Annotated in this window: 14 protein-coding genes; 2 read left to right on the top strand and 12 right to left on the bottom strand. The window is 65.7% G+C overall.

Annotation, left to right across the window (positions count from 1 at the left end; genetic code table 11):
* The first annotated feature begins 166 nt into the window (after positions 1 to 166).
* Positions 167 to 880, top strand: coding sequence for a FlgO family outer membrane protein (locus tag MLE27_RS01745; RefSeq protein WP_243310155.1), 714 nt, complete (start codon positions 167 to 169; stop codon positions 878 to 880).
* 147 nt (positions 881 to 1,027) lie between these two features.
* On the opposite strand, the gene MLE27_RS01750 is transcribed toward MLE27_RS01745, so the two are convergent.
* From MLE27_RS01750 to MLE27_RS01805, 12 genes are all read right to left on the bottom strand, one after another.
* Entirely contained in the window at positions 1,028 to 2,989 is a 1,962-nt protein-coding gene (locus MLE27_RS01750) for a monovalent cation:proton antiporter family protein (protein ID WP_243310157.1), read from the bottom strand.
* 347 nt (positions 2,990 to 3,336) lie between these two features.
* Positions 3,337 to 6,186, bottom strand: coding sequence for an FAD-binding and (Fe-S)-binding domain-containing protein (locus MLE27_RS01755; protein WP_243310351.1), 2,850 nt, complete (start codon positions 6,184 to 6,186; stop codon positions 3,337 to 3,339).
* Positions 6,187 to 6,474: 288 nt separating this feature from the next.
* Positions 6,475 to 6,990: a 4Fe-4S dicluster domain-containing protein gene (locus tag MLE27_RS01760; RefSeq protein ID WP_243310158.1), complete on the bottom strand. Its 516-nt coding sequence runs from the start codon at positions 6,988 to 6,990 to the stop codon at positions 6,475 to 6,477.
* Positions 6,991 to 7,206: 216 nt separating this feature from the next.
* The gene (gene lon / locus MLE27_RS01765; protein ID WP_243310159.1) at positions 7,207 to 9,663 is read right to left on the bottom strand and encodes an endopeptidase La; all 2,457 of its coding nucleotides are present in this window, start codon (positions 9,661 to 9,663) and stop codon (positions 7,207 to 7,209) included.
* A gap of 203 nt (positions 9,664 to 9,866) precedes the next feature.
* Complete coding sequence (clpX, locus tag MLE27_RS01770; protein ID WP_243310160.1) at positions 9,867 to 11,120, bottom strand: ATP-dependent Clp protease ATP-binding subunit ClpX; 1,254 nt, start codon at positions 11,118 to 11,120, stop codon at positions 9,867 to 9,869.
* A 57-nt stretch (positions 11,121 to 11,177) separates the two neighbouring features.
* Positions 11,178 to 11,786, bottom strand: a complete 609-nt coding sequence (gene clpP / locus MLE27_RS01775; protein WP_243310161.1) for an ATP-dependent Clp endopeptidase proteolytic subunit ClpP — start codon at positions 11,784 to 11,786, stop codon at positions 11,178 to 11,180.
* 1 nt (position 11,787) lies between these two features.
* Positions 11,788 to 13,110, bottom strand: coding sequence for a trigger factor (gene tig / locus MLE27_RS01780; protein ID WP_243310162.1), 1,323 nt, complete (start codon positions 13,108 to 13,110; stop codon positions 11,788 to 11,790).
* Between the two features lie 112 nt (positions 13,111 to 13,222).
* Entirely contained in the window at positions 13,223 to 14,908 is a 1,686-nt protein-coding gene (locus tag MLE27_RS01785) for a PAS domain-containing sensor histidine kinase (RefSeq protein WP_243310163.1), read from the bottom strand.
* Positions 14,892 to 16,058, bottom strand: a complete 1,167-nt coding sequence (ercA, locus tag MLE27_RS01790; RefSeq protein WP_243310164.1) for an alcohol dehydrogenase-like regulatory protein ErcA — start codon at positions 16,056 to 16,058, stop codon at positions 14,892 to 14,894. Before ercA ends, MLE27_RS01785 begins: the two co-directional genes overlap by 17 nt.
* A 222-nt stretch (positions 16,059 to 16,280) precedes the next feature.
* The gene (locus MLE27_RS01795) at positions 16,281 to 16,631 is read right to left on the bottom strand and encodes a hypothetical protein (RefSeq protein ID WP_243310165.1); all 351 of its coding nucleotides are present in this window, start codon (positions 16,629 to 16,631) and stop codon (positions 16,281 to 16,283) included.
* A gap of 17 nt (positions 16,632 to 16,648) precedes the next feature.
* Positions 16,649 to 17,257: a DUF8043 domain-containing protein gene (locus tag MLE27_RS01800; protein ID WP_243310166.1), complete on the bottom strand. Its 609-nt coding sequence runs from the start codon at positions 17,255 to 17,257 to the stop codon at positions 16,649 to 16,651.
* An 82-nt stretch (positions 17,258 to 17,339) separates the two neighbouring features.
* Positions 17,340 to 18,902 (bottom strand): glycosyltransferase family 9 protein, encoded by a 1,563-nt coding sequence (locus tag MLE27_RS01805; protein ID WP_243310167.1) that lies wholly within the window; start codon positions 18,900 to 18,902, stop codon positions 17,340 to 17,342.
* Positions 18,903 to 19,035: 133 nt separating this feature from the next.
* Here MLE27_RS01805 and MLE27_RS01810 point away from each other — a divergent pair, with 133 nt between their 5' ends.
* Positions 19,036 to 20,361 carry a malic enzyme-like NAD(P)-binding protein gene (locus tag MLE27_RS01810; protein WP_243310170.1) on the top strand — a complete coding sequence of 442 codons (1,326 nt, stop codon included), beginning with the start codon at positions 19,036 to 19,038 and terminating at the stop codon, positions 20,359 to 20,361.
* Positions 20,362 to 20,541: the final 180 nt, after the last annotated feature.

Consider the following 20,541-nt stretch of genomic DNA (forward strand, 5'->3'; position numbering starts at 1 on the left):
GCGGGGGGCGGGTCATTTTTGCGGGGATCCGCCGGCCCCCAGGGGCGGGGGGGGCCCCCCGCCCCGCGGGGGGGGGGCCCCCCACGGACATGGCAACACACGGCACGGACCCTGCATGGTTGCGCCCAAGGCAACTCCTGCACTCTGACCGGCCGAGGATACGACCATGAGATACGCCGCCCTGCTCATCCTGCTCTCCATCAGCGCCTGCGCCCCCATGGCCAACGGCGAGATGGCTTCGCTCATCCCCTCCTGGGGCGGCGACAAGCCGGACATGAACGAATACTACCCCCAGGCCGCCCGCATCATGGCCGACGAACTCGACGCCCAGATGGCCCCGCGCCTGGGGGTGGGCCAGTCCACCACGCGCGGCCTGCAGTGGCTGGTGGTCACCACCCCGTCGGACCTGAACAACATGGGCCAGGCCACCCCGCTCGCCAGGGTGCTCGCGGAGGAGCTGGGCTCGGCCATGACAGCCAAGGGCTACTACGTGCAGGAGATCAGGAAGACGTCCGAGGTGGTCTTCAACAAGGCCCAGGGTGAGTTCATGCTCTCGCGCGACGTGCGCCAGTTGGTCACCAGGCAGTTCCAGAGCACCCTGGTGCTCACCGGCACCTATGTGAGCACACCTTACGGCGTGCGCTTCAACATCGAGGTGGTGGACGCCCGCAACAACGACGTGCTGGCCAAGTCCAGCAAGGTCATCCCCATGAGCCGCCCCGTGGCCTACCTGAACCAGACCCAGACGCCCGGCCAGAGCAACGTGCGGCCCACCGTGGTCACCACTCCCGGCACCGACACCAGCGTGGACCCGTACACGACCCCCCAGGGCGACTGGCGCACCACCCGGCAGAAGGTGCCCAACTTCCTGCTGCCCTAGTAAGCCGGGCCCAATCGTATCGCTTTCCCGCCCTGAAACGCGACGGGTCCCGCCGGGGCCTGCGCCGGCGGGACCCTCCAACCACATTTCAAATGCTCTCGGCATCCCATCCGCCACAGGCGGGCGTCACACCATTGACGCCTCCCGCTACTCAGCCTTGAACAGCCAGGACTTGTCCACCACGTCCTCCTGGCTGCCGAACACGTAGACCAGGTCGCCCACTCCCAGGGTGAACTCCCCGTCGGGGTTCATGTGCATCTTCCCGTCGCGGTCCACGGCCACCACGGTCAGGGCGTGCTCCTTGCGGATGTTCGACTCCATCAGCGATTTACCCTGCACCGGAGCCCCCTCCTCCACGCCGAACACGGCCAGGTCCATGCCGGAGAGGTGCGGCGTCATGAGCTTCTGGCCGTCCGTGGGCAGGTCCGGGGTGCGCAGCATCCGGTAGTTTTTGCCCCGCGCCTCCAGGATGAAGCGCTCGATCATCTGGTTGGGCACCAGATACTCCACCAGCACCCGGGTGAAGATCTCGATGGAGGTCTCGAACTCCTCGGGAACAACTTCGCAGGCTCCCACGTGCAGCAGTTCCTCGGTTTCACCTATGAAGCGCGTGCGGACGATGATGCGCAGGTTCTGGTTCATCCCCCTGGCCGTGCCCACCATGCGCCGCACCGCCGTCGGGTCGGAGACCACGATCACCATCACCCGCGCGCTGTGGATGCCCGCATGCTCAAGCACCGCCGGGTAGGAGGCGTCGCCGTAGCGGATGGGCTCCCCGGCCTTGCGCTCGCGCTTCACGGTGTCGATGTTCATCTCCAGGATCAGGTAGGGGATGCCCGCGCGCTTGGCCGCATGGGCTATCTGGCGGCCGCCAGGGCCGAAACCGGCGATGATGAGGTGGTCGGTGAGCTCCGTATGGTCCTGGGGCTTCCCGCCCTTGCCCTTGGGCGTGCCGCAGATGCGGTTGGCCACCACCGGGGCCAGCTGGATCAGCCAGGGCGTCACGGCCATGGTGATGACGCTGGAGGCCAGGAAGAGCTGATACCCGAACCCGGTGATGAGTTCCTCCTTCAAGCCCACCTTGACCAGCACGAAGGAGAACTCGCCCACCTGGGCCAGCCCCAGGCCGCCCAGGATCGCCGTGCGCAGGGGGTAGCCAAGGGACATGACTGCCCCGCCAGCGGCCAATGATTTCAGCAGGATGACAGCAACCGCCGCCCCCAGCACCATCAACGGGTATTGCAGCAGGAAACTCACGTCCACCAGCATGCCGACGGAGACGAAGAACAGGCTGGTGAACACGTCCTTGAAGGGCAGCACGCCCTCCAGGGCGTTCTGGGCGTATTCCGACTCTGAGAGCATGAGCCCCGCCAGGAAGGCCCCCAGCGAAAGCGACAGCCCCACCCCGGCCGTGAGCATGGCCACGGAGAGGCAGAACACGATGGAGGCCATCAGGAACAGTTCCCGGCTGCGAGCCCTGGCCACGGCCAGGAACAGCCTGGGCACCACGTAGCGCGTAAGCAGCAGCACCAGCGCGATCACCGCGCCGCCCTTGAGCAGCATCATGCCCAGGGAGCTGACCAGGTCGCCCCCGGTGCTGCCCAGGAAGGGCGTGAGCAGCATCATGGGCACGATGGCCAGGTCCTGGAAGATCAGGATGGCCAGGGCCACCCGGCCGTGGGGGCTTTCAAGCTCGGCGCGGGTCTGGAGCTGCTTGAGCACGATGGCCGTGGAGGACAGCGCGGCCAGGAAGCCCAGGAACACAGCCTTCTTGAACCCGAAGCCCACTGCCACGCTGAGCAGCACGAACAAGCCGATGGTCGCCCCGATCTGTATGGAGCCGCCCATGAACACCGGGCGCTTGAGCCGCATGAGCTCAGAGGCCGAGAGCTCCACGCCGATGGAGAACAGCAGCAGAATGACGCCGATTTCCGCCATCATTTCGACCTGGTGCACGGACCCAACCAGCTTGAAGCCGCCAGGGCCGCAGACCACGCCCGCCACAAGAAAACCCACTATCGGCGGCAGGCCCATCTTCAAACAGAGGAACATGACGCCGCCGCTCATGGCGAGAATCAAAACGAGATCGGAAAGGAACGACATATCCATGCAATGACTCCACCAGTTTCTTGCGTGCAAGGATAGCGTAGCGGCCAGCCGCTGTCACCCCAGGGAGGAATGAAGCATGAATTCGTGTGGGAGGCTTCATTGTGCCGGCTGGAGCATTCGCCGCGCACCTCGCTGCAATGCAGTCTTGGCGTTCGCCTGGGAGTGCCCATGAAGCACGGGAGCGGTCCAGAACGTGGAAGGAATTGAACTGGCCCCTCCGGGATGCTGTGCCTGGGTCGGCATAGGAGGGTATCACCCCATCCGGGCTCGCCCCGATGAGCGGGCTCAGGCCGGAAGGCAAACCCACGGAGCCTTGGCGCGGCCAAGGCTCCGGGGGGAGGATCAGGCTATTTCAGGGGCGATGTGGCGCGGTCCACCAGGTAGACGATGGACTGGTAGGCGATGCCGCTGTTCTTGGAGAGGCCGATCTCGCAGGTGCGGCTGTTGGAGTAGCCGCCGGCGGTTTCCGGCGGCAGGGCCTCGTTCAGGCCGTCCAGGGCGGCCTCGTTGAGCTCGGGGAAGTTGAAGCCCCGGTCGCCCGCGAAGCCGCAGCAGTTGATGCCGCGCGGCAGGGTCACGCTGCTGGCGCAGGCCTGGGCCAGCGCCTTGAACTTGGCCGTGAGCCCCATCTTCACCGAACTGCAGGTGACGTGGATGGCCACCGAATCCGGCAGGGGGGTGAACTGGAGCTTGTCCATGAGGTGGTCGTGGATGAACTCCACGGGCTCCAGCAGCGTGAGGTCCGGTTCGATCTTGCGGCGCATGGTGTAGAGGCACGGGCTGGTGTCGCAGAGGATGGGAATGCGCCCGTTGTCGCTCACGCGGCGCAGCTCCGCCTCCAGGGCGCGGACCTTCTGGTCGGCCTGGTCGAAGAACCCCTTCGATTCGAACGCCATGCCGCAGCACAGTTCGTCCAGCCCTTGAGGGAAGCGCACCCCGTAGCCAGCCTTGCGCAGCACCGAGAGCATGGCCTCGTACACGGCGCGCTGGTCCGGGTCGGCCTTGGCCGGGCCCATGGACCTGACCACGCAACTGGGGAAGTAGACAACCTCGCGCTCGGGCTGGCCGGCGGTGTCCTTGAAGGGCGGGGGCGTGATGCCCTTGGGCATCCACTTGGTCCACAGCGGGATGCGCCCGCCGGAGAGCTCCCGCAAGGAACCGGCCAGCTGCCCCATGAGCCAGGTGCCCAGCAGCCCGTGGATCGCGTTGGCGGCCTTGAGGCCCGTGCGCATGCCGCGCAGCACGCAGCCGAAGTTGTCCGCGACCCACTGGGCGATCTTCCTGGCCCTGGGCGTGGTCTGGCTTGCGCGCAGCTCTTTCGTGAACTTGCCCGTGTCGATGGAGACGGGGCACACCGTGGAGCACAGCCCGTCCGCAGCGCAGGTCTGCTCTCCGAAGTAGGCGTACTCCTCCCAGAAGCGCTTCATGAGGGCGTCGTCATGGGAGTGGCGGAGGCGCACCATGTTGCGTTGCAGGGCGATGCGCTGGCGGGGGGTGGTGGTGATGCTCCTCGAAGGGCACACCGGCTCGCAGAAGCCGCACTCGATGCAGCGGTCGATGATCTCGTTGACCGCGGGCATGGGCTTGAGGTTCTCCAGGTAGACGTGGGGGTTGTCGTTGATGATGACCCCGGGGTTGAGCAGGTTCTCCGGGTCGAAGGCCTTCTTCAGGCGCACCATGGCGGCGTAGGCCTGCCTGCCCCACTCCATCTCCACGAAGGGGGCCATGTTGCGCCCGGTGCCGTGCTCGCCCTTGAGGGAGCCGTCGTACTTGCCCACCACCATGTCGGCCACTTCCTCCATGAGCGCCTGGTAGTTGTCCACCATCACGGGCTTGCTGAAGTCAGGGCAGAAGACGAAGTGCAGGTTGCCCTCCAGGGCGTGGCCGAAGATGATGCCCTCGGGGAAGCCGTGCTTGTTCATGAGCTGCTGCAGCTCCACCGTGCCCAGGGCCAGGGACTCGATGGGGAAGACAACGTCCTCGATGACCACGGTGGTTCCCGGGGTGCGCGCGCCGCCCACCGAGGGGAACAGGCCCTTGCGGATGTTCCAGAGCTTCTCGTAGTCCTCCCGGGCGTCCATGAAGGTGATGGGGTGCACGGTGGGGATGTCCGCCACGAGGGCCTGGATGGCCTCGATGTTGGAGAGCAGCTCCTGCTTTTCCGGGGCGCGCGTCTCCACCAGGATGGCCGCCGCCTCGTCGCCAAGCCCCTTGAGGAAGCCCGGCATGCCGGGCTTGTCCTCCACGGAGCGCAGGGAGGCCCTGTCCATGAGCTCCACCGCCGAGACCGGGCCTTTTTTGAGCTTGATGGTGGCCTGGCAGGCGCTGAAAATATCCTTGTAATAGAGCATGGCCGAGGCCTTGTGCGGGTGCTCGGGCACGGTGCGGTAGGTCACCTCGGAGATGAAGGCCAGGGTGCCCTCGGAGCCCACCATCAGGTGCAGCAGGATGTCGATGGGGTCCTGGAAGTCCACGAAGGAGTTCAGGCCGTAGCCCGTGGTGTTCTTTATCTTGAATTTGCGGCGGATGCGCTCCGTGAGGGCCGGGTCCGCGGCGATCTCGTCGCGGATGGCCTCCAGTTCGCGCACCAGGGCGGGGTGGCCGTCCAGGAAGGCGTCGCGGGAGCGCGGGTCGGCGGTGTCGAGGGTGGTGCCGTCCACGAAGATGAGCTTCATGGACTCCACGGTCTTGTAGCTGTTCTCCGCGGTGCCGCAGCACATGCCCGAGGCGTTGTTGGCCGCGATGCCGCCGATCATGGCCGCGTTGATGGAGGCCGGGTCCGGCCCGATCTTCTTGTTGAAGGGCGCCAGCTGGAAGTTGGCCTCCGCCCCGATGACGCCGGGCTCCAGGCTGATGAAGCCCGCGCTGTCGTGGATGTGCAGGCCCTTCCAGGCCCCGGAGAGGTACACCAGCACCGAATCCGTGACGGCCTGGCCGGAGAGGCTCGTCCCGGCCGCGCGGAAGGTCACGGGCACCTTGAGGCTGCTGGCCTCGGCCAGCACCCTGGAGACCTCCTCCGGGGTGCGCACCTTGAGCACGATCTTGGGCACCAGCCGGTAGAAGCTGGCGTCGTCGCCGTAGGCAAGGTTGGTGAAGGGGCCGCAGAAGATGCGCTCCTGCGGGATGAAGGCCGCTATGCGGTCGTGGAATTCCTGGTAGGCTCCGGGCAGGCGGTTGCAGTCGTCGGTCTGGGGCATCATGAGGTGCTCCTTGTAGAGTCGGAAGAAGCCGACGGGGGTTGTTTTCAGTAATCTATCCTGAAAAACCCGCCCTGGGAAGCGGCCCATAGAGAAACCGGAGTAGGCAACTCCGCTGGGCCCTGCACATCACGGCCCCTCCACGGGCTCTGGCCGGAAAAGCCCCAATGGCTGCCCATCCGCCCGGTGGGATCCGGTGCGAAGCTGAGCCCAAGGCATGCCGAGCCCAGGCCTGGCTGTTCAGGAGCAGGGGCTGACGCCCCTGCCCGCCTGGAGCACTCTCCTCGATCAACCCTCTATGTTCTGCCCCTTGAGGAAGTTGCGCATCATGAACTTCTGCGCGTACTCCTCCCTGCCCTCGCGGGAGAGCTGCTGCACGCGCACCAGGCGCAGAGCATCGTGCGGGCAGGTTTTGACGCACTCCGGGGTGTCGCCCAGGGCGGCCGTGCCGTCGCAGAGATTGCACTTCACCGTGGGCGTGTCGCCGAGCACCCTGGGTACGTGCCAGGGGCAGGCATGGGCGCAGCTGGCGCAGCCGTGGCAGTTCTCCTCGGAGACGCGCACCACTCCGGTCTCGGTGCGCTGCATGGCCCCGTGGGGGCAGGCGGCGACGCACTTGGGGTCCTCGCAGTGGTGGCAGGAGAGGAAGGCGAAATGGTGCGTGCCGACCTTGGTATGGTGCGGCGACACCATGTCCGTCATTCGCACGCGCGCTGGAAAATGGTTCGACTTCATGCACTTGGCCACGCATACTTCGCAATGGCCGCACTTGTCCGCGTCCTGAATGATGATGTAGTTACTCATTACAGATCCCCCCTATCATCAACAATACAACATCGAAGAAACTTGTAAATGAATACCGGCAACGTCCGGAATTTATCCACGGGATACAGCATATCAGACTGAGGCAGGCAGGTTGGCGAAATGATGGACCAAAGCTTGTGAAACGAGCGACAAGCGCAAAAGGCCCGCGACGGCGAACCGTCGCGGGCCTTGCTTCTTCAAGTGACGCTTGAGGTTCTAGTGGCGGGTCTGATCCTGGAACTGGGCCTTGAGCAGGCTCAGGGCCAGGGGCTGCACGCCCTCGTCCCTGCCGCAGAACAGCTTGGTGGCGTCGTTGCAGAGGATGGCCTGCTCCAGCACCTGGTCCATGTGCTTGACCTCCACGATCTCCAGCCCGTTCAGGATGGCTTCGGGCACGTCCTTCAGGTCCTTGGCGTTCTCCTCGGGGATGAGCACCTTCTTGATGAGCCCCCGGTGCGCGGCCAGCAGCTTCTCGCGCAGGCCGCCGATGGGCAGCACGCGCCCGCGCAGGGTGATCTCGCCGGTCATGGCCAGGTCGTTGCGCACAGGCAGGTTCAGGAGGGCCGAGACCATGGCCGTGGCCAGGGTGATGCCGGCGGAGGGGCCGTCCTTGGGGGTGGCGCCTTCGGGCACGTGGATGTGGATGTCGATCTCCTTGTGGAAGTCCGGCTTGAGCCCGAAGGTGGCCGAGCGCGAGCGGATGTAGGAGAGCGCGGCCCGGGCCGACTCCTGCATCACGTCGCCCAGCTTGCCGGTGATCTCCACCTTGCCGGAGCCGGGCATCAGCGCCGTCTCCACCAGGAGCATCTCGCCGCCCACGTCGGTGTAGGCCAGGCCGGTGGAGACGCCCACCTGGGGCTCCTCCTCCATTTCGCCGTGGCGGAACTTGGGCACGCCCAGCAGTTCGGGCAGCTCCTTGTCCGTGATGGTGAAGTTGGCCTCGCGGTCGCCGCCTTCCACCAGCTTGCGCGCGGTCTTGCGGCACAGGGAGGCCAGCTCGCGCTCCACGTTGCGCACGCCCGCCTCGCGGGTGTAGCGCCGGATGACTTCGAGGATGGCGTCCTCGGTGATGGTCACGTTCTCGGGCTTGAGCCCGTTCTCCTTGATCTTCTTGGGGGCCAGGTACTGCTTGGCGATGGAGAGCTTCTCCGTCTCCAGGTAGCCGGGGATGCGGATGATCTCCATGCGGTCCTGCAGCGGCAGCGGGATGGTGTGCAGCGCGTTGGCCGTGGTGATGAAGAAGATCTTGGAAAGGTCGTAATCAAGGTCGAGGTAGTGGTCCCCGAAGGAGGAGTTCTGCTCGGGGTCGAGCACCTCCAGCAGCGCGGCGGACGGGTCGCCCCGGAAGTCGGTGGACATCTTGTCCACTTCGTCCAGGCAGAACACGGGGTTGTTGTACTTCACCCGCTTGAGCGACTGGATGATCTTGCCGGGCAGCGCCCCCACGTAGGTGCGGCGGTGGCCCCTGATCTCGGCCTCGTCGCGCACGCCGCCCAGGGAGAGGCGCACGAACTCGCGGCCCATGGCCCTGGCGATGGACTTGGCCAGCGAGGTCTTGCCCACGCCGGGGGGGCCCACCAGGCAGAGGATGGGGCCCTTGATCTGCTCCACCAGGCTCTGCACGGCCAGATACTCCAGGATGCGCTCCTTGGGCTTTTCCAGGCCGTAGTGGTCCGCGTCGAGGATCTCCTTGGCCTTGGCCACGTCGATGTCCACGGGCTGCAGCACGTTCCAGGGCAGGTCCAGGATCCACTCCACGTAGTTGCGCACCACGGTGTACTCCGCCGAGGAGGGCGGGGTGTGCTTCATCTTCTTGAGCTCGCGCAGGGCCTTTTCCCGGGCTTCTTCGGGCATGTCCTTCTCGGCCAGGCGCTGCTCGAATTCGGCCACTTCGGCCAGGGGGTCCTCGTCGCGGCCCATTTCCTTGTGGATGGCCTTGAGCTGCTCGTTGAGGTAATATTCGCGCTGGTTCTTCTCCATCTGCTGCTTCACGCGGCTCTTGATCTTCTTCTCGATGGAGGAGATCTCGATCTCGCCCTGCAGCAGGGCGAAGGCTTCTTCCAGGCGCTTGTTGGGGTCGAGCTGCTCGAGGATTTCCTGCTTCTTGATGTAGTCCACCTTCAGGTGGGGCATCACGGCGTCGGCCAGGCGGCCGGGCGCGGTCTGGGCGTTGATGGCCAGGATGGTCTCGGGCGCGAGCTTCTTGTTGATGCGGCCGTAGTGCTCCATGGCCTCGTGCGCGGTGCGCACCAGGGCCTCGGCCTCGCTGCCCTCGCCGTCGTCCTCCTGCATGCGGGTGACGCGGGCGGTGGGGAAGTCGTCCTCGAAGCCCTCCATGCCGTCTTCGTCCCACTCGGCGCGGTACAGGCCCTCGAAGAGCACCTTGATGGTGCCGTCGGGCAGGCGCAGCATCTGGAGGATCTTGCTCACGGTGCCCACGCGGAACAGGTCTTCCGGCTGGGGCTTTTCGGTTTCGGGGGCGCGCTGCGCCACCAGGAAGATCTTCTTGTCGTAGCTCGATACGGCGTTCTCGATCGCCTTGATGGAGGCTTCCCGGCCCACAAACAAGGGCACGATGGAGCGGGGGAACATGACCACCTCGCGCAGGCTCATCACCGGAAGGCGAAGGCGCTCCATGCGACGGGGCTGGTCATCGGAGAAAAAGCTGGTCATGCATGCCTCCTGGGCAGTGTTGTCCGCCGGATGAAAGTACCGGCGGAGCAGCGTAACTCGCAAGGGCTGAGAGTAAGACAGGCGGGGAAAATGTCAAATCGCGCCGGTTGGCGGGCACCCGGCCGGAGCGTGGCACCAGTTTCGAAAAAGCCCCTCCCGCAGTTCGCGGGAGGGGCTTCAGGTTCGTTACGCGGCACGGTCGGCTACGCGCTCTTCACTTCCTGCTGGTAGAACAGCAGGGGCTCCTGGCCCTTCTCCACCACGGCCTTGTTGATCACGCACTCGGTGACCCCGGTGAGCGAGGGCAGCTGGTACATGATCTCCAGCATGATGGATTCCATCACGTTGCGCAGGCCGCGCGCGCCGGTCTTGCGCTCGATGGACTTCTTGGCGATGGCCGTGAGCGCGTTGGTGGTGAAGCGCAGTCGCACCTTGTCCAGCTCGAAGAGCTTCATGTACTGCTTCACCAGCGCGTTCTTGGGCTCGGTGAGGATGCGGATCAGGTCCGCCTCGCTGAGCTCCGTGAGCGAGGTGATGATGGGGATGCGGCCCACGAACTCCGGGATCAGGCCGAACTTCACCAGGTCGGAGGGATGGGCCTGCGCCAGCAGCTTGGAGACGTCCTCCTCGCGGACGCCCTCCTGCTTGGCCCCGAAGCCCAGGGAGGCCCCGCGGTTGCGCTGCTGCACGATCTTGTCCAGCCCGATGAACGCGCCGCCCACGATGAACAGGATGTTCGCCGTGTTCAGGCGGATGAACTCCTGCTGGGGGTGCTTGCGCCCGCCCTTGGGCGGGATGTTGGCCTCGGTGCCCTCGATGATCTTGAGCAGGGCCTGCTGCACGCCCTCGCCGGAGACGTCGCGGGTGATGCTCGGGCTGTCGGACTTGCGCGCGATCTTGTCGATCTCGTCGATGTAGATGATGCCCTTGGAGGCGGCCTCGATGTCGTAGTCGGCGTTCTGGAGCAGCTGGACGAGGATGTTCTCCACGTCTTCGCCCACATAACCCGCTTCCGTGAGGGTGGTGGCGTCCGCGATGGCGAAGGGCACCTTCAGGATGCGGGCCAGGGTCTGCGCCAGCAGGGTCTTGCCGGAACCGGTGGGGCCGATGAGCAGGATGTTGGACTTGTCCAGCTCCACGTCGTCGCCCTTGGCTCCGCCGGAATAGAAAACCCGCTTGTAGTGGTTGTGCACGGCCACGGCCAGGATCTTCTTGGCCTGATCCTGCCCGATGACGTACTCGTCCAGGAGCCTCTTGATCTCGGCGGGGGGCAGCAGCTTGCCGTCCTCCGCTTCTTCGTTGAGGCTCTCCTGGGCGATGATCTCATTGCAGAGGCTGACGCACTCGTCGCAGATGTAAACGTCCGGCCCTGCGATGAGGCGCTGCACCTCGTCCTGGTTCTTGCCGCAGAAGGAGCAGCACAGGTCTGAGGAGACTGGGGTCTTCTTCTTGGTCATGGCGTATTCCCTGATGTCCCTCGGGCGGCAGGTTCTGCCGTCCCGGAGAAACAGAGCCTAGGTTGATTCGACAGCCAGGGTTTCGCGGGCGACGATGACCTTGTCGATGAGGCCGTATTTGCAGGCGTCTTCAGCGGTCATGAAGTAGTCGCGCTCGGTGTCTTCCCTGATTTTTTCAATATCCGTGCCAGTATGTTTGGCCAGGATTTCGTTGAGCCTCTCACGCATGCGAATAATCTCGCGCGCGTGGATGTCAATATCCGTGGTCTGCCCCTGGAAGCCGCCGGAAGGCTGGTGGATCATGATCCTGGCGTTGGGCAGGGCCGAGCGCATGCCCTTGGCCCCGGCCGCCAGAAGCAGCGCGCCCATGCTGGCGGCCTGCCCCATGCACAGGGTCGATACCGGGCAGGAGATGAACTGCATGGTGTCGTAGATGGCCATCCCGGCGGTCACGGAACCGCCGGGAGAGTTGATGTAGAGCGAGACTTCCTTCTTGGGGTCCTCGGACTCCAGGAAGAGGAGCTGCGCGCAGATGACGTTGGCCACGTGGTCGTCTATGGGCGTGCCCAGGAGGATGATCCTGTCCCGGAGCAGGCGCGAATAGATGTCGTAGGCGCGTTCGGTGCGGCCGGTGGTCTCGATGACGATAGGGATCTGAGCGAACACCCTACTCTCCTTTGGCTCCCTCGGCCTCGGCCTTGGCGGGAACCTTCGTGATTTTGGCCTGAGAATAGATGAACTCCATGGCCTTGTCCGCCAGAATCTTGTCGCGCACGGGCACGATGAGGCCCTGCTGCTCGTAATGCTGCTTCACGGCCAGCACGTCCTGCCCGGTGCGGGAGGCGACCTGCATGAAGTAGGCGTCCATCTCCTGCGGGGTGGTCTCGATGCCTTCCTTGTCGGAGAGCTTCAGCAGGAAGAGCTGGGCCTTGACGATCTCCTTGGCCTTGGGCTCCATCTCCTGGCGGAGTTCCTCGTCGGTCTTGCCCAGGGCCTCGGGGGCCTTGCCCTGACGCTCGATCTTGTGCTTGGCGTCGCCAACCAGCAGGTTGATCTGCTCTTCCACCAGGGCGGGCGGCAGCTCGAACTCGACGCCGGCCAGCAGCCCGTCCAGAAGCTTCTTCTGCGCCGCGGCGCGGTGCAGCTGCTGGCGGCTCTGCACGTAGGACTTGGAGATGGCTTCGCGCAGCTTCTCCACGGTCTCGAAGTTGCCGGCCTGCTTGGCCAGCTCGTCGGTCATCTCGGGCAGCACGCGCTCCTTGGTGATGTGGAGGGTGATGTGCATGTCCACGGTCTTGCCGGCGAGCTCCTGGTTGATGAAGTCGGCCGGGAAGCTGATCTTGCCGGAGTTGGAGGCCCCGGGCATGGTGGCCTTCACCAGCTCCTCGAATTCGGGCAGGGCCTGGTTGTCGCCAAGCACGAGCTGGAAGTTCTCGGCGCTGACGCCGGGCACCTCGGCGCCGTTCTCGTCGGTGGCGCGGAAGCTCACGATGGCGACCTCGCCGTCCTTGGGCAGGTGGGCGTCGGTGATGACCTTGAGCTCGGCCATGTTGGTGCGGATGCGATCAATGACCTGCACGATCTCATCTTCGCTGGCGGCGGCCTCCTCTTCCTCGACGGCCAGGCCCTTGTAGGAGGGCAGGTCGAAGTTGGGGGCGTGCTCGAAGGTGATCGTGTACTCGATTTCCTTGTTCTTCTCGAGCTCAACGGGAGTCACGTCCAGCTTGGCGATGGCCAGGTACTTCAGGGTGGACATGATCTCGTTGATGTGCACGTTCATTAGATCGTTGGCCGCTTCGCGCAGGATCTGCTTGCGGAACTTGGATTCCACCAGGCTGGAGGGGACCTTGCCCTTGCGGAAGCCGCGAAGATCCAGGTTCTGGCGATAGATGGCCGTGGTGGCCGCGAGGGCGGCGTTGATCTCTTCTGCCGGAACCTTGACCTCGATCTTGGTTTCGACCGGGGATACTTCGGTGACGTTGTAATCCATGGGACCCTGTCTCCTCAAAATATGACTATACGGATAAAGGGGCTTGTGTAGAGCAATTCCCCGCAAAAGGAAACCCCCCTCCCCGGCGGGACGGCGAGGGAGGCCGGAAGGGTCAGTCGGCGGCGCCCGAAGAAGGCTGCGGAGAATCGAACGGCAGCCTGATGCTCACCGTGGTGCCGACGCCCGGGTCGCTGCGCACGCCCACCCTTCCACCGTGCTGCTCCACCACGATGTAGTAGACAACCGAGAGGCCCAGGCCGGTGCCCTCCCCCGGGGCCTTGGTGGTGAAGAACGGCTCGAAGACCCGCTCGCGGGTGGCCTCGTCCATGCCGGGGCCGTTGTCGGTGACGTCGATGCAGGCCATGCCTTCGGCCGCGTGGGTGCTCACGGTGATCGCCGGGTCCGGCGTTCTTGCGGTCGCCATGGACTGGGCCGCGTTCTTGAGCAGGTTGAGCACCACCTGCTCGATCTGGGTGGGCACGCACCAGACGGATGGAAGATCCTGAGCGTCCTGGCGGATGATCTCGATGTGCCTGAAATCGTATTTCTTCTTCAGGTCGAACTCGCTCACGGCCAGTTCCATGGCCTTGTCCACGATGGAGGCGAGCTGCACGTTGGCCTTGCTGGCGTCGGAGCGGCGGCTGAACTCCAGGATGTTGGAGACGATGCGCGAGGCCCGGACCCCGGAGGACTGGATCGACTCCAGCAGGTCCGTGACGCCCCTGTCCTCCATGTAGGCCTTGAGGGCGGCCAGGTCGATCCCGGCGCGCTCGGCGCTGCGGCGGTTGGGCTCCAACTCCTGCGAGAGCCTGCGCGTGACGGACTGCACCCCTTGCAGGATGCCCGCCAGGGGGTTGTTGATCTCGTGGGCCATGCCCGCGGCCAACGCCCCCACCGAGAGCATCTTCTCGGTCTGCATGAGCATCTCCTCCATGCGCACGCGGGAGGTCACGTCGTCCAGGCGCGCGGCGGCCTCGGCCTCGGCTCCGTCGCCAAGCCTGAACAGGGTGGCGTCGTACCAGGCGGTCTCCTTGCCGCGCCTGCCGGGCATCTTGCGCAGCACACGGTGCTTGCCGTCCTCCAGGGTGCGGCCCAGGGCAGGCCCGAGCTCCGGCAGCCAGGGGAGCACCTCGTCGAGGGGACGGCCCTGGATGTCGGTGGTGTGCAGGCCGAGCAGCAGCGAACCGTGCGCGTTGACCATGGTCACCATGCCTTCCGCGTCCACCACCAGCAGCGCTGAGGGCATGGCGTCCACAACGGTGCGCAGCAGGTCGCGGGCGCGCCTGAGTTCGGCCTGGGCCCGCAGGCGCACGGTGACGTCGCGGGCCACCACCACGGCAAAGGTCTGCGCGCCGACCCCGAGCACGCTCACGCTCACTTCCACGGGAAAGCGCCCGCCGCCGGGCCGGGGCAGGCTGGAGATGAAGGCCGCGCCTCCACCGGGCTCCAGCGGGTTTTTCAGTCCGGTCAGGGAGGAAAAGGAGCGCTCCCCCAGCAGGGAGGAGAGTCTGGAGCCCAGCAGCTCATCGCGGCTGAGGCCCGTCTTGGCGCAGGCGGTCCGGTTGAGGTCCTCGATGCGGGTGGTGTCGGCGTCGACGAGGAATATCAGGTCGCTGGCGATGTCGAGCAGCAGCCGGAAGCGCTCCAACTGCTCCATGCGTTCGCGCAGTTCCGGGTAGTAGCTTTTGCGCATGGAGCGCTCGCCCAGCCCGATGAGCTTGTCGCGCAGCGCGTCGCGGCCGCCCGGAGCCTCCACCCCAGGTCCGCCCTGCTCGTCTTCATCAAAGGGCAGACTCATAGATCGCCTCGATGTCCGCCTTGCTCGGCTTGCGGGGGTTGGTGAGCAGGCAGGGGTCCTGCATGGCCAACTCCGCAAGCCTGGGGATTTCCTCCCGGGTGACGCCCAGGTCGCCCAGGGTCTGCCCCATGCCCACGCTTTTGTTGAGGGAGCGCAACGCGCCGTCCAGGGCATCGAGCACCTCGTTGTCCGCGCCGTGGGGCACGTCGCAGCCAAGGGCCACGGCGATGTCGCGGTAGCGCAGCGGTGCCGAATGGAAGTTGAAGCGCACCACCGGCGCCAGCAGAATGGCGTTGCACTGGCCGTGGGGCAGGTCAAGCAGGCCGCCCAGGCTGTGCGCCATGCCGTGCACGGCGCCCAGGATGGCGTTGGAGAAGGCCAGGCCCGCATCGAGGCTGGCCAGGCACATCTGGGTTCGGGCCTCCATGTCGGATGGGTCCGCCACGGCCTGGGGCAGGTGCTTGCCCACAAGGCGCACGGCCTCGAGGGCGAAGAGGTCGGTCACGGGGGCGCTGGCGTTGGAGACGTAGGCCTCGATGGCGTGGGTCAGGGCGTCGAGGCCGGTGTTGGCCGTGAGGTCCGGCGACATGGTGGCGGTCAGCCTGGGGTCGATGAGCGATACGTCGGGCACGAGCATCTTGCTGACCAGGGCGATCTTCACCTTGCGCTTGGTGTCCGAGATGATGGCGAACTGCGAGACGTCGGCCGAACTGCCGGAGGTGGTGGGCACGCAGACCAGGGGAGGCAGGGCGCGGGGCACGGTGTCCACGCCTTCGTAATCCAGGATGTTGCCGCCGTTGGCCTGGACCACGCCCACGCCCTTGGCGCAATCCATGGCGCTGCCGCCGCCAAGGCCGACCAGCGCGTCGCAGCCCTTGTCCCGGTAGATTTCAGCCGCGGCCATCACCTCGTAATCCTTGGGGTTGGCCGTCACGTTGCTGAACACGACGCAGTCAAGCCCCGCGGCGCGCAACGATGCTTCCACCATGCCGGCCCAGCCGATGTCCACAACACCCTGGTCGGTGACCAGCATGGGACGTCTTGCACCGAGATTCTGGGCGTATTGCGCCGCCAATTCCGACGCGCCGAGTCCGAAAACGAATTCGGGGGCGACGAACTTCCGCAGCTCCAGCCCGGGTGCGCATTCCATGGTCCACCCCTCGTTACAGGTGACTGGCTGATTTTTAGATACCACGGATGCTCTCGGAGAGTCAAAACAATGTCCCGTTGCAGCGGTCATTTAATGGCGGGGACATGCTCAAGCGAAAGGGGATACGCGAGTAAGGACGGCGGAGCTTCGCAAGCCCGCCGCGAACTGGAAGCGAGGGGTGAAAGCGCGGGCCGGAGCGGCGTCCGGCCCGCGCGGTGCGAATCAGCCGACCTTGTCAACGAACCTGCTGCCGAGAGGAGAGACGCGAAGCGACGAGCGATATCCCGTCAGCCGCTGGTTCTCCTGCTTGGCCTTCAGCAGGTCGCGCTTGATGGCCTCGTGAAGCCTGCGGGCTTCCGAGGTTATCTGCCCCTGAAGGCTTTGGAGCTGGAGCAGCTTCTCCTTGAGTTCGCCGATGCGCTTCGGGTCGCGCATGCGCCAGGCCTCCTCCATGAGGGAGAACCGCTCATGGGCCAGGCGCTCCGCCTCCTCGACTTCGCCTTCGCAGAGCTGGCCGAGTTCCAGGCGTCCGGTTTCAAGGGCCTGATCGAGGATGTCGATCTCGTCCTTCATAGCGATGCCGCCTTTGGTTACGCCGCGCGGGCGACGTCCTTGATGTCCTCGCGCAGCTGGGCGACGATCTTCTTCCACCTTTCGACGGCGGGAGTGAACTCGTACTCCAGCAGGTCCGCAAGGAGGATCCAGTCCTCGCTTTCGATGACTTCGAGCATCTCCGAGAACAGTCCGGAGAGGTCGTCGGCGGCCTCGTTGAACTGGCGGGAGCGCTTCAGGCTGAACTCGTCGCGCAGCACGCCCACCATGCCCAGGAAGTCGCGGGTGACGTCCATGAGGTCCTGGTAGACCTCGAGGGCCTCGCCGTCGTCGGCCTTGCGGAACAGGTCCGCAACGCGGCGCGCGCCGTGGTCCATGAGGGTGATGACCTTGTAGAGCTCGCGCGTGATGTTCACGGCCATCTCGGTGGTGGCCACGGTGATGAGCTCGACGGACTCGATGTCCGACGCTTCCACATCCTCGGCCTGGTGGGGGTAAATTTCGGAGAAAGGTTCGCTGTTGACCAGCACGTCGGTGACGATGCGGCCTTCATACTGCTTGTCTTCCATCACTTTGACGAGAATCTGCTCCAGGTTCTCGAAGTCCTGGATGTTCAATCCGGTTTCCCGGCCGTCCACGGCGATCATGTCTCTCCCTCCTCAAGGATGTGACGGTGTGGAAAAAAATTCCTGCACCGGACCACATACAAGGAGCATGCCAACGGGCACTTCAGGAGCGGGGGGAGACGACGGCGGACAGCGCGGCCACCAGGGAGGCGGTGCGGGCGGCGAAATCCTGGATGTGTCCCAGGCCCGTGGCCCCCTCCTGGGAGAGGCGCAGCCAGAGGTGGGAGAGCGGCAGCAGCAAGGGGTGGGAGGCGAACACCGTCTCCAGGCGCTGCCATGTGGCCATGAATTTGGTGCGCATGGCCGGACGCGGCACGGCCCCAAGCACCCGGGCCTGCTGGATGAGCACGGCCAGCAGCCCCCCGGCCTGCTCCAGCACGGGGCGCAGGGACGCCTTCAGCGATTCGGGCAGGCATCCGGCTTCGCCCGGGGCCGGCTCCACGGGCGCGGCGTCAAGAAACTGCCGCCAGAAGGTGCGCTGCACGCGGTTCCAGGCGGCGCGCTCGCCTTCGCCGTGCCCGCTGAGGGAGCGAAGGTCCAGGTAGCCGTGTTCGTCCAGAACGGTCTCCCAGGCCCGCACCCCGAGCCCCCGGGCCTCGGGCCAAGCGCCGCCGCGCAGGTATGCGCCCAGGAAGTGGAGCACCGCCGCCGGGGTGACCTCGCCGTGGCATGCCCAGGACTGGGCGCACTCATGCGAGAAGGAGCACGGGTGGCAGGCCATGTCGGGCTCCAGCGAGCAGGAGCCGGGGCGGTAGGGCCCCGTGTCGATAGGCTGCGCCGTGGAGAGGAAGATGCCCAGCACCGGCACGCCCAGCCCGGCGGCCAAGTGCAGGGTGCCCGTATCGTTGCTGAGCAGCAGGCGCAGGCCGGAGACAGCGGCGGCAAGCTGCGGCAGACTGGTCTGGCCCACCAGGCTGGCGTGGGGGACGTCCGTGGCGGCGGCGAAGGCTTCGGCCAGGGGCTTGTCTTCCTTGGAGCCCAGCAGCACCGGCAGCAGGCGGTGTTCCCGCCAGACGGCCGAGGCCACCTCCGCGAAGCTGGCCGCGGGCCACTGGCGCTTGGGCGCGCTGGCCCCCAGTTGCAGCCCCAGGAGCCCCGCGTGCTCCACTCCCGCCTGGGCGGCGATCAGCCCGGCCACGTGCGCCGCATCGGCCGGGTCAGGGGCGGCCAGCTCGAAGCGCCCGCCCGCGCTCTCCAGGTGGGCGGCGCGCCGGAAGAGGTCCACCACGTTGAAGGGGCTGGAGCCCCTGTGCAGGGCGGAGGCCTCCAGGAAGGCGGCCCAGGGCGTGGAGTAGGTGCCGAAGCCCAGTTCGTCCAGGCCGAAGCCCAGGATTTCATCGGCGTTCATGGCCCGGGCGATGAGCCGGGAGGGCAGCGAGGGCGTCAGGTTCACAACGCGCTGCGGGGCGAAATCCCGCCGGACTGCGTCCATCCAGGCCAGGCAGCCGCCCAGGGCCTGAGGCCAGTCCTGGTCCAGGGCGGCCAGCAGGCTCGCGCCCGGCACGTCGTACACGGCGTCCACATGGCGCAGGAGCCCCGTGGCCTGCCGGAAGTTCTGCAAGCACATGACACCTGTGACGTCACCGGCCTGCTTGAAGCCTGCAATCACGGGCTGCGTCTGGAGCAGGTCGCCGAAGCGCGTCAGGTTGATGACGAGGGTGCGCATGGTGGTTCGGGGTATGTGAAGAAAAGTTCAGCTTTATGAAAGAAGTTGCAATGTGGCCGGGACTCACCTATTTTGCGCCCGTTCGCCAACTCGCCCGTTCCTTAACGCATGAGCCGCTTTTTGGAGGTCGCTGATGGCTTTGTTCACCAAAGAGGAAGCACTTCTCTACCACTCCGCCGGTCGCCGCGGCAAGGTTGAAGTCGTCCCCGTCAAACCCTGCCGCAACCAGAAAGATCTGTCCATGGCCTACTCCCCCGGCGTCGCCGAGGCGTGCATGGCGATCTACCACGATCCGGAGAAGGTCTGGGAGTACACCAACCGCGCCAACCTGGTGGCGGTGGTCTCCAACGGCACCGCGGTGTTGGGCCTGGGCAACATCGGCCCCAAGGCCGGCAAGCCGGTCATGGAAGGCAAGGGCGTTCTCTTCAAGATGTTCGCGGACATCGACGTCTACGACATCAACATCAACGCCAAGACCGCCGACGAAGTCATCTCCTGCTGCAAGATGCTTGAGCCCACCTTCGGCGGCATCAACCTCGAGGACATCAAGGCCCCCGAGTGCTTCGAGATCGAACAGCGCCTCATCGAGGAGCTCGAGATCCCCGTCTTCCATGACGACCAGCACGGCACCGCCATCATCTCCGGCGCGGGCATCCTGAACGCCGCCGAGATCGCCGGCAAGAACATCGAAGACCTGCGCGTGGTCGTCTCCGGCGCGGGCGCCTCGGCCATCGCCTGCTCCAAGTTCTACGAGAAGCTGGGCGTGCAGCGCGAGAACATCGCGATGTTCGACTCCAAGGGCCACCTCAACACCACCCGCAAAGATCTGCACCCCACCAAGCAGTACTTCGCGGAGAAGCAGAAGAAGAACTTCGCCTCCCTGGCCGAAGCCATGGAAGGCGCCGACGTGTTCCTGGGCCTTTCGGTCAAGGGCATGGTCAAGCCTGAGATGGTCAAGAGCATGGGCAAGAACCCCATCATCTTCGCCATGGCCAACCCCGACCCCGAGATCCCCTACGCCGACGCCAAGGGCGTGCGCCCCGACGCCATCATGGGCACCGGCCGTTCGGACTTCCCCAACCAGGTCAACAACGTCTCCGGCTTCCCGTTCATCTTCCGCGGCGCGCTGGACGCCGGCTCCCGCAAGATCAACGAGGAAATGAAGCTGGCCGCCGCCCGCTCCATCGCCGCCCTGGCCAAGGAGCCCGTGCCCGCCGAGATCCTGGCCATGTACGGCCAGAAGGACGTGACCTTCGGCATCGACTACGTGATCCCCAAGGCCCTGGACTTCCGCCTGCTGGAATGGGAAGCCCCCGCCGTGGCCAAGGCCGCCATGGACACCGGCGTGGCCACCAAGAAGCTGGACTTGGCCCAGTACAAGAAGGAACTGCGCGCCCGCATCGACGCCGAGCACAAGCGCATCAACGCCTTCATCGACACCTACAACCTGGGCTTCTAGCCCCGGATGCCAACATCGCCTTCACGGGGCGCGCCGCAAGGCGCGCCCCTTTTTTTGCGTTGCGGCGCTTCGGCCGGGCTCCCCTCGCCGCCCGCCTTCCCTGGCCTGAGCTGCCCCACATGCGCGGTGCGTATTCCGTTCCCGCCCGGCATCGTGTAGTGTCGCGCACAGAGGGAGTCC

Source organism: Fundidesulfovibrio agrisoli (genome assembly GCF_022808715.1).
GTDB lineage: Bacteria > Desulfobacterota > Desulfovibrionia > Desulfovibrionales > Desulfovibrionaceae > Fundidesulfovibrio > Fundidesulfovibrio agrisoli.

Coding starts and splice junctions, on each gene's coding strand:
- MLE27_RS01785 (WP_243310163.1), bottom strand. CDS start 14,908: ATGAGTCTGCCCTTTGATGAAGACGAGCAGGGCGGACCTGGGGTGGAG.
- clpX (WP_243310160.1), bottom strand. CDS start 11,120: ATGACCAAGAAGAAGACCCCAGTCTCCTCAGACCTGTGCTGCTCCTTC.
- MLE27_RS01805 (WP_243310167.1), bottom strand. CDS start 18,902: ATGCGCACCCTCGTCATCAACCTGACGCGCTTCGGCGACCTGCTCCAG.
- MLE27_RS01795 (WP_243310165.1), bottom strand. CDS start 16,631: ATGAAGGACGAGATCGACATCCTCGATCAGGCCCTTGAAACCGGACGC.
- MLE27_RS01810 (WP_243310170.1), top strand. CDS start 19,036: ATGGCTTTGTTCACCAAAGAGGAAGCACTTCTCTACCACTCCGCCGGT.
- MLE27_RS01750 (WP_243310157.1), bottom strand. CDS start 2,989: ATGGATATGTCGTTCCTTTCCGATCTCGTTTTGATTCTCGCCATGAGC.
- tig (WP_243310162.1), bottom strand. CDS start 13,110: ATGGATTACAACGTCACCGAAGTATCCCCGGTCGAAACCAAGATCGAG.
- MLE27_RS01760 (WP_243310158.1), bottom strand. CDS start 6,990: ATGAGTAACTACATCATCATTCAGGACGCGGACAAGTGCGGCCATTGC.
- ercA (WP_243310164.1), bottom strand. CDS start 16,058: ATGGAATGCGCACCCGGGCTGGAGCTGCGGAAGTTCGTCGCCCCCGAA.
- MLE27_RS01800 (WP_243310166.1), bottom strand. CDS start 17,257: ATGATCGCCGTGGACGGCCGGGAAACCGGATTGAACATCCAGGACTTC.
- MLE27_RS01755 (WP_243310351.1), bottom strand. CDS start 6,186: ATGCCCCAGACCGACGACTGCAACCGCCTGCCCGGAGCCTACCAGGAA.
- lon (WP_243310159.1), bottom strand. CDS start 9,663: ATGACCAGCTTTTTCTCCGATGACCAGCCCCGTCGCATGGAGCGCCTT.
- MLE27_RS01745 (WP_243310155.1), top strand. CDS start 167: ATGAGATACGCCGCCCTGCTCATCCTGCTCTCCATCAGCGCCTGCGCC.